Here is an 8,834-nt window from a genome sequence, read left to right as displayed (position 1 = left end):
GCGATCGTATAGACCTGCCCGGTGATCTTCTCCTCGCGGGCCCGTTCGCTCAGGAGGTAGACGACGAGCGCGGCCACGTCCTCGGGTTCGCCGATCTCCTTGAGCTCCATCGGCACGTTCGCCGACATCCGGGTACGGGCCACGGGGGCGACGCAGTTGGCGGTCACTCCGTATTTGTTGAGGCCCAGGGCTGCGCTGCGCACCAGGGAGATGATGCCGCCCTTGGCGGAGGAGTAGTTGGCCTGGGCGACGCTGCCCTGGTGGTTTCCGCTGGTGAAACCGATGAGGGTGCCGGAGCCCTGTTTGCGCATCACCGCCGACGCGGCCCGGAAGACGGTGAAGGTGCCCTTGAGGTGGGTGGCGATGACCGGGTCCCACTCCTCCTCGGACATGTTGAAGAGCATCCGCTCGCGCAGGATTCCGGCGACGCATACGACGCCGTCGATCCGCCCGTACCGCGTCAGGGCCGCGTCGACGATGCGCTGGCCGCCCTCCATCGTCGCGACGTCGTCCGCGACGGCGACGGCCTCGCCGTCGGCCGCTTCGATCTCCTTCACCACCGACGCGGCGATCTCACTGGTGGGCTCGCGGCCCTCGATGGATACGCCGTAGTCGTTGACGACGACCTTCGCGCCCTCGGCGGCGCACGCGAGGGCCACCGCCCGCCCGATGCCGCGGCCGGCCCCGGTGACGGCGATCACCTTGCCTGCCAAGAAGTTCCCCACGTCGCGCCCCTTCCCGCGTTTTCTGACGGACCGTTAGATTTTTGAGCAGACGGCAGCCGAGCACAAGACCCAGTGGACAACCGATCCCAGGAGGACCCGTGGCCCTGCCACCCGAGTTCCACGACATCGCCAAGCGCGTCAACAACTGGGGGCGTTGGGGCGAAGCCGACGAGATCGGCACCCTCAACCTCATCACCGCCGACACCGTCCGCGCGGCCGCCGGGGAGGTGCGAAGCGGGCGCCGCGTCCCCCTGGCCGTCCCGCTGCGGCAGGACGGCGTACAGACCGGGATGATCCCCGGCAGGGTCAACCCGCTGCACACGATGGTCGCCGTCAACATGGAGATGTTCGGCGCCGAAACCGTCGCCACCAGCGACGATGTGGTGACCATGGGCCTCCAGGCAGGCACCCACTGGGACGGGCTCACCCATGTCTCGCACAGCGGCAAGCTCTACAACGGCCGCCCGGCGGACTCGATCACCGCGCACGGCGGAGCCGCGTTCCACGGCATCGAGAAGGCCGGGCCCCTCGCCTCGCGGGGCGTCCTGCTGGACGTCGCCCACGCCCGCGGCCTCGACCGCCTGGAGGGCGGGCACGCCGTCACGCCGGAAGACCTGACGGCGGCGGAGGAACTGGCCGGCACAAAGGTCCGCTCCGGCGACATCGTGCTCGTCCGGACCGGCCAGATCCAGCACTACCTGGCGGGCGACAAGCACGCCTACGCGTTTCCCTCACCCGGCCTCTCCATCCGGACGCCCGAGTGGTTCCATGCCCGCGACGTGGCGGCCGTCGCCAACGACACCCTGACCTTCGAGATCTTCCCGCCGGAGATCGAGGATCTCTGGATGCCCGTGCACGCCCTCGACCTCGTCGAGATGGGTATGCCGCAAGGCCAGAACTGGAATCTGGAGGAGCTGTCCCAGGCGTGCGCGGACGAGGGCCGCTACGCGTTCTTCCTGTCGGCCGCGCCCGAGCCGTTCGTCGGCGGGACGGGCGCACCAGTCGCGCCGGTGGCCGTGCTGTGAATCCGGTCCGGCCTCGCCGCGGGCCGGACGGTCGGGCGGCGGTGCGCGCGTGCGCGCCCCGAGCACGGCACAGCGCACCGCCACCCGGCTCCGACGCTCAGACCATGCGGACGCGTCGGGCCACGACCCGCACTCGCCGAGGCTGTCCGGTCGATGCCGGCCTCTCGACGTCCCCTCGCAACGAATCGCTCAACCCAAGGGTGATCAAACGGACACGCCACGTCAACACCTGGTCTGGACTTTGTGGGTTACGCCCCATTTGTCACGGCGCGAGGCGCATCGCATGCCCCGACCAAGAGCGACTGGGCGCGGTCCACCTCGCACCAGATGCTCTTGCCCGCGCCCTCCGGCCGCCAGCCCCACCGGTCGGCGAGCCCGTCGACCAGCTCCAGGCCGCGGCCGCCCGTCTCCTCGCCGTCCGCGTGCCGCTGGCGCGGCGGACGCGCGCTGATGTCGGCGACCTCCACGCGGACCGTGCCGGCGCCGACGCCCGCTTCCGTCGCGGCGGACCCGCCGCGGCTGTCGCCATCGCGCCGCCCGTCGCCCCCGAGGCCGGCACGGACGACCGGGAAGAGCATACGGAGCACGGCCGGGCAGCCCGTGTGCACCACCGCGTTGGTGACCAGTTCCGAGATCAGCAGCAGGAGCGTGTCGGCCAGCGGCTCATCCGCGCCTATCCCCGAACCGGCGAGCCGCGAACGGGCCCACCTCCGGGCTCGCCCCACCTCCGCGGGGTCGGGCCTGATCTCCATCTGCACCTGAAGCACCTGCACCGCTCACACCATCCGAACCGGCGGACACATCGCCTCGCATCTCCGAGGGATCACGGACCGTGATCCCCTTGCGAGACAGCATGGTTGACGTTCAGTCACCCCAACAAGCGCTTCGGGCATATTCCGGCGCAAAGGAGTATGCGTGCTGCATACTGTGCGACGCGCGCCACGGGGACTCGAACAATCGAGGTTTACGGGCCTCCACCCGGCGGGAGCGGCACACATTCCCTCTTCCGGAGTCGCCTCGTCGGCAACGCCAGGGGGGTTGCGCCTCAGAACCACTCGCACCCAAGGGAGCGTACCCGAGCCCGGGACCGACTCCCCCCAGTGACGAGTCACCCTTAGGACACAACCCGGTATCAACGCTCGGTGACCGCTTATATGGTGCAGATGGGCGATTTCACCTGATGCCCTCTACAGGAGGACATTCCCCTCGGTCAGCAGTTCTTCCGCGAGCGCCTCCTCACCGGCGGCCGCCGACTGCCAGCGCCGCGCTCTCAGCCAGGCCCTCTTGAGGTGCAGATGGACGTCCGCCTCCCATGTGAACCCCATGCCGCCGTGCACTTGCAGGCAGTCGCGGGCATTGTGCACGGCGGCCTCGTCGGCGAGCAGTTTGGCCGCCGCGACGTCCCCGGGTTCCCGCGTGACCGACGCCGCGTACACCGCGCTCCTGGCTGCCTCAGCACGTACGAGCATCTGCGCACACAGGTGCTTCACCGCCTGGAAGCTCCCGATCGGCCGGTCGAACTGAGTGCGCTCCTTGGCGTACGAGACCGCCGCCTCGACCGTACGGGCAGCGCTGCCCAGCTGTTCCGCGGCGGTCAGCAAGGCCGCCTCCCGTCGGAGCCGGGAGGCGTCGGCCCCGAGCGGGCGGCCCCCCTCGGGCACCACGACGCGGGCCAGCGGGGTCAGCGGATCGACGGAGCGGAGCGCCGTCACCGCCAGGGAGGACGGGTCGACGCTGCACACCTCGCCGTCGTCGTCGTCGCCGTCGCCGTCGCCGAGGAAGATCAACTCATCGCATTCCGCCGGGTGTTCCCAGAGCGGCTCCTTCGCCGTCGTGTCGCACATCCCGACGACCCGCTCACCGCTCGCCGCCCCCGCCACCAGGCCGGCCGCGAGGTGGGTGGCGATCAGTGGGCCCGGCAGCAGCACGCGGCCCGCCTCCTCGAAGAGGAGCACGGCCTCGGGCAGCCCCAGCCCCACGCCGCCCTCGGTCTCCGGCAGCCGGAGGCCGAAGAGCCCGGCCTCGCCGAGTTCGCGCCACAGCCCCCGGTCGACGACCGGACCGTCGCCGTCCACGGCGGCGCGCAGCCGCTCCCGCGGAAACCGGCCCGCGAGCAGCTCCCGCACGCCGGACCGCAGTGCCCGCTGGTCCTCGGTCAGCTGAAAGTCCATGATCACCGTCCTTTCGGAAGACCGAGGATGCGCTCGGCGACGATGTTCGCCTGGATCTGGGACGTACCGGCCGCGATCGTGTACGACAGCGACGACAGCCGGTCCGCCACCCACTCGTGGTCCACGTCCAGCGAACCCTCCCCCAGGACCTCGGCCGCCGCGTCGTACAGCTCCTGCCTGGCGTGCGAGTAGCGCAGCTTGAACACGGAGCCGCCCACCCCCGGCACGCCGCTGCCGCCGTCCCGCAGCGACCGCTGCGCCTCGCTGACGTTCCACTGGGTGAGCCGCCACAGCGCGCGGAACTCCGCGGACAGCCGGCCCAGCCGGCGGCGCAGCACCGCGTCGTCCCAGAGCCCGTTCGCACGGGCCGCGCGGGCCAGCTCGCCCAGCACCCGACGGCAGGCGACGACCTCGCCGACGAAGGCGGTGCCGCGCTCGAAGGAGAGCGTCACCATGGTCACGCGCCAGCCGTCGTTCTCCGCTCCGATGCGGTGTGAGAGGGGCACCCGCACCTCGTCGAGGAACACCTCGGCGAACTCCGCGGACCCGGCCAGCGTCCGCAGCGGCCGGACGGTGACGCCGGGCGCGTCCATCGGCATGGCGAGCCAGGAGATGCCCCGGTGCTTGGGGGCCGAGGTGTCGGTGCGGACCAGCAGTTCGCACCAGTCGGCGATCTCGGCGTGCGAGGTCCAGATCTTGCTGCCGCTGACGACGTAGGAGTCGCCGTCGCGGACCGCCCGGGTCCGCAGCGCCGCCAGGTCGGACCCGGCGTCCGGCTCCGAGAACCCCTGGCACCACACCTCGTCGCCGCGCAGGATGGGCGGCAGCCAGCGCGCCCGCTGCTCGGGCGTCCCCTCGGCCGCGATGGTGGGCCCCGCGTGCAGGGTCCCCACGAAGTTGGCCCCCACATAGGGCGCGCCCGCCCGTTCCGTCTCCTCCAGGAAGATCAGGTGCTGGGTGGGCGTGGCCCCCTGGCCCCCGGCGTCGCGGGGCCAGTGCAGTCCGGCGTACCCGGCGTCGTACAGTGCCCGCTGCCACGCGCAGTCGTAGGCCCGGCGGCCCGGCCAGTCGGTGGCCTCGGGCTTCGCGGGGAGCGCGGCCAGCGCCGGGCCGAGCCAGGCGCGCAGCCGCCGCCGGAAGTCCTCCTCTTCCTCCGTGCAGGAAAGGTCCATCAGCGGCGGGGCTCCCGGTCGAGGTCCAGGTCGAGCATCCGGATGGCGTTGCCCCGCATGAGTTTGTAGACCGTCTCGTCGTCGAGGCCCTTCACGTGGTCGAGCGCGACCTCCTTGGTGTGGGGGAAGGTCGAATCCACATGCGGGTAGTCGGTCTCGAACGTCGCGTTGTCGCGGCCCACCACATCGAGTGACGCGACGCCGTGTTTGTCGCGGAAGAAGCAGCAGAAGATCTGCCGGTAGTAGTAGGAGGACGGCGGTTCGGGGATCAGGTCGCGCACCCCGCCCCACGCCCGGTGCTCCTCCCACACGTCGTCCGCGCGCTCCAGGGCGTAGGGAATCCATCCCATCTGCCCTTCGCTGTAGGCGAGTTTGAGGGTCGGGAACTTCACCAGGACGCCGCTGAAGAGGAAGTCCATCATCGACGCCATGGCGTTGTTGAAGGAGAGGGACGCCTGCACGGCGGGCGGCGCGTCCGGGGAGGCCGCGGGCATCTGCGAGGACGAGCCGATGTGCATGTTGACGACGGTGCCGGTCTCCTGGCAGACGGCGAAGAACGGGTCCCAGTAGCCGGAGTGGATGCTCGGCAGCCCCAGGTAGGTGGGGATCTCGCTGAAGGTCACGGCCTTCACGCCCCGTGCCGCGTTCCGCTTGATCTCCGCCACGGCGAGGCCGACGTCCCACAGCGGGATGATGCACAGCGGGATCAGCCGTCCCCCGCTGTCGCCGCACCACTCCTCCACCATCCAGTCGTTGTAGGCCCGCACGCAGGCCAGGGCCACTTCCTTGTCGTGCGCCTCGGCGAACGTCTGCCCGCAGAAGCGGGGGAAGGTCGGGAAGCAGAGGGACGCCTCCACGTGGTTGAGGTCCATGTCCCGCAGCCGCTCGGCGGGGTCCCAGCAGCCGCGCCGCATCTCGGCGCGGGTGATGCCCTCCAACGTCATGTCGTCGCGATCGAAGCCGACGGCGGCGATATTGCGCTTGTACGGGAACTTGAGGTCCTCGTAGATCCACCAGTCGGTCGGCGGGCCGTCCGGGTCCATGGTGATGACGTACTTGCCGCCGGTGTACTCCAGTTCGCCGATCCCCTCTGTCAGCGGCTTGGGCCCGCGGTCCCGGTATCTGGCCGGCAGCCAGGTCTCGAAGAGGTGCGCGGGCTCGATCACGTGGTCGTCGACGCTGACGATGCGCGGTAGCTCCATGGTTTCCCCTCACGCATGGCGATGATCTCTGTGGCGCGGACTGCTTCCACGGCATTTCTGATGGGTCGTCAGATATGCAGGCTAGCCCCGCCCCCTCTGGACCGACAAGGCGCTGCGGCCTACGCTTCGCGGATATTCTGACGGTGCATCAGATCAGCGGAGGCGGCACTCATGCGCGAGCACACTGATCCCGGCGACGGCACCCGACCCGCCCACGAGCTGGAGGACTCCCGCACCCTGTGGGAACTCCTGGACCGCCGCGCGGCCCGCACCCCCGAAGCGCCGGTCCTCATCGACGCCGCTCCCTCACCCGCCGACGACCGGAAGCTGACCTTCGGCGCGCTGCGCGACCGGGCCGAGCGGGTCGCCGCGGGCCTGCACGGCATCGGCGTACGCCCCGGCAGCCGGGTCGCCTGGCAGCTGCCCACCCGCATCGAGACCGTCGTCCTGACCTTCGCCCTCGCCCGTATCGGAGCCGTGCAGACCCCGCTCATCCCCTTCTACCGCGACCGCGAGGTCGGCTTCGCGCTCCGGGCGGCCGAAGCCGAGTTCTTCGCCGTGCCCGGCACCTGGCGCGGCTTCGACCACACGGCGATGGCCCACCGCGTCAGCCGCGAACTCCCCGCGCCGCCACGCGTCTTCCAGGCGTACGACGCGCTCCCCGAGGGCGACCCGGCGGTCCTCCCCGCGCCCCCGGCGGACGGCACGGCGGTCCGCTGGATCTACTGGACCTCGGGCACCACCTCCGACCCCAAGGGGGTCCTGCACACCGACCGCAGCCTCATCGCCGCCGGCGCCTGCCTCGCCCGCGCCCTGCGCCTGAGCACCGAGGACGTCGGCTCGATGGCCTTCCCGTACGCCCATGTCGCCGGGCCCGACTACACCGTGATGCTGCTGCTCCGCGGCTTCCCCGCCGTCATGCTGGAGCACTTCTCGATGCCCGGATCACTCGACGCCTACCGCCGTCACGGCGTCACGGTCGCCGGCGGTTCCACCGCCTTCTACTCGATGTTCCTCGCCGAACAGCGCAAGGAACCGGGCCACCGGCTCCTGCCCGCCCTCCGGCTCATGGCGGGCGGCGGCGCGGCCAAGCCGCCCGAGCTGTACTACGAGGTGGTCCGCGAGATGGGCTGCCAGCTCACCCACGGCTACGGCATGACCGAGGTCCCGATGATCACCATGGGGGCGCCCGACGACACGCCCCACAACCTCGCCACCACCGAGGGCCGGCCCCCCGAAGGAATGGAGATCCGCATCGTGGACGGCGACGGCACTCCCCTGCCCGCAGGGCGGGACGGGGCCGTACGGCTGCGCGGCGAAGCCGTCTGCCGCGGCTATCTGGACGCCGCGCAGACCGCCGAGGTCTTCGACCGCGACGGCTTCCTCATCACCGGCGACCTAGGCCACCTCACGCCCGGCGGCCATCTGGTGCTCACCGGCCGCGAGAAGGACATCATCATCCGCAAGGGCGAGAACATCTCCGCCCAGGAGGTCGAGCGGCTCCTCTACGAGCACCCGGACGTCGAGGACGTCGCCGTCATCGGCCTCCCCGACCGCGACCGCGGGGAGCGGGTCTGCGCCGTCGTCCAGCAGCCGGCCGGAGCGACCCCGCTCGGCCTCGGCGCCGTGTCCGCGTACCTGCGCGCCGCGGGGCTCTCCGTACACAAGATCCCGGAGCAGCTGGAGCTGGTCGAGGCGCTGCCGCGCAACGAGACGCTGCGCAAGGTGCTCAAGTACCGGCTGCGCGAACAGTTCTCCGGGCCCGCCCCCGGTCAGGCCTCAGCGCGATAGGTCGCGGTGGCCTGGTCGTAGAACCGGTCCACGGCGTGCTGTTCATTGGCCGGACCGATCACCTGGAGCAGGTGGTAGCGGCCTTCGAGGATCATCGCCGCGTTGCGCACGTACACCTGGCGACCGCTGCTGTCGTTCCAGTTGAACGTGCCCTCCGCCATCGCCGTCCTGCCCACGTCGATGCGGCGCAGCCCCGAGGCGCCCGACCAGGACGAGGAGCGGTACGGGGCCAGCTCCGGCTCCTTGTCCTGCTGGTACGCCATCGGGTCGGCGCCGTACCGCGAGACCTTGTCCCGGCCCGGGACCACGATCAGTTCGTAGTCCCCGCCGATGTAGACGACCTGGCCGCGGTCGTTCTCGCCGCGCCGCTGCCAGGTCTTGTCCACGGACACGGCGAACCCCTTCGGGTCCTGGCGCAGCGCGAAGCCCTTGGCGACCCCGGCGGGTTCGGAGGTCTGGGGCTCCTGCTCGCCCATGGAGGCCGCGGCGGAGGAGCCGGGCGCGCGCTTCGCGCCCGTGCCGTCGGGGGCGGCGCTCTGCGCCCCGGCCGCGCCCGTACGGTCCGTACGCCCCTGGCCCGCGTTCTTCTCGCCGCGCGGCATGACCAGCATCGCGTAGGCGATGACTCCGGCCAGCACCACGAGGATGAGCAGCAGCAGGAGCTGCCCCAGCCGCCGGGGCGCGCGCCCCTTCCCCTCGCGCGGGGGCCGGGCGGTCCGCTCCGGCCGCTCGGTGTGCTCCATCCTCA

7 protein-coding genes and 1 pseudogene are annotated in these 8,834 nt (G+C 71.2%); 2 read left to right on the top strand and 6 right to left on the bottom strand.

The features are described from left to right. Nucleotides 1-725, bottom strand: a 725-nt coding sequence (locus ACFU99_RS22470) for an SDR family oxidoreductase (protein ID WP_384394679.1), incomplete at its 3' end; no start/stop codon positions are given. A 98-nt stretch (nucleotides 726-823) separates the two neighbouring features. On the opposite strand from ACFU99_RS22470, the gene ACFU99_RS22465 reads away from it, so the two are divergent. Next, nucleotides 824-1,750 carry a cyclase family protein gene (locus tag ACFU99_RS22465; protein ID WP_384394677.1) on the top strand — a complete coding sequence of 309 codons (927 nt, stop codon included), beginning with the start codon at nucleotides 824-826 and terminating at the stop codon, nucleotides 1,748-1,750. A 248-nt stretch (nucleotides 1,751-1,998) separates the two neighbouring features. Here ACFU99_RS22465 and ACFU99_RS22460 read toward each other — a convergent pair whose 3' ends face one another. The 4 genes from ACFU99_RS22460 to ACFU99_RS22445 all read right to left on the bottom strand — a co-directional run bounded on the left by ACFU99_RS22460 (nucleotide 1,999) and on the right by ACFU99_RS22445 (nucleotide 6,295). Then, entirely contained in the window at nucleotides 1,999-2,523 is a 525-nt protein-coding gene (locus ACFU99_RS22460) for an ATP-binding protein (protein ID WP_384394675.1), read from the bottom strand. Nucleotides 2,524-2,937: 414 nt separating this feature from the next. Then, nucleotides 2,938-3,921, bottom strand: a complete 984-nt coding sequence (locus ACFU99_RS22455; RefSeq protein WP_384394674.1) for an acyl-CoA dehydrogenase family protein — start codon at nucleotides 3,919-3,921, stop codon at nucleotides 2,938-2,940. Between the two features lie 2 nt (nucleotides 3,922-3,923). Further along, nucleotides 3,924-5,093, bottom strand: a complete 1,170-nt coding sequence (locus tag ACFU99_RS22450; RefSeq protein ID WP_384394672.1) for an acyl-CoA dehydrogenase family protein — start codon at nucleotides 5,091-5,093, stop codon at nucleotides 3,924-3,926. Next, nucleotides 5,093-6,295 (bottom strand): amidohydrolase family protein, encoded by a 1,203-nt coding sequence (locus ACFU99_RS22445; RefSeq protein ID WP_384394670.1) that lies wholly within the window; start codon nucleotides 6,293-6,295, stop codon nucleotides 5,093-5,095. Before ACFU99_RS22445 ends, ACFU99_RS22450 begins: the two co-directional genes overlap by 1 nt. A 171-nt stretch (nucleotides 6,296-6,466) precedes the next feature. Between ACFU99_RS22445 and ACFU99_RS22440 the strand changes: the two genes are divergently transcribed. After that, nucleotides 6,467-8,086 carry an AMP-binding protein gene (locus ACFU99_RS22440; RefSeq protein WP_384394668.1) on the top strand — a complete coding sequence of 540 codons (1,620 nt, stop codon included), beginning with the start codon at nucleotides 6,467-6,469 and terminating at the stop codon, nucleotides 8,084-8,086. On the opposite strand, the pseudogene ACFU99_RS22435 reads toward ACFU99_RS22440, so the two are convergent. Next, nucleotides 8,068-8,834, bottom strand: a pseudogene (locus tag ACFU99_RS22435) (serine/threonine protein kinase); the annotation flags it as partial. The gene ACFU99_RS22440 and the pseudogene ACFU99_RS22435 overlap by 19 nt on opposite strands.

It is taken from the genome of Streptomyces sp. NPDC057654 (assembly GCF_042800135.1).
Classification (GTDB): domain Bacteria; phylum Actinomycetota; class Actinomycetes; order Streptomycetales; family Streptomycetaceae; genus Streptomyces.
The sequence above is the reverse complement of the archived record's forward strand: the minus strand, read 5'-3'. Positions and strand labels throughout refer to the sequence as shown.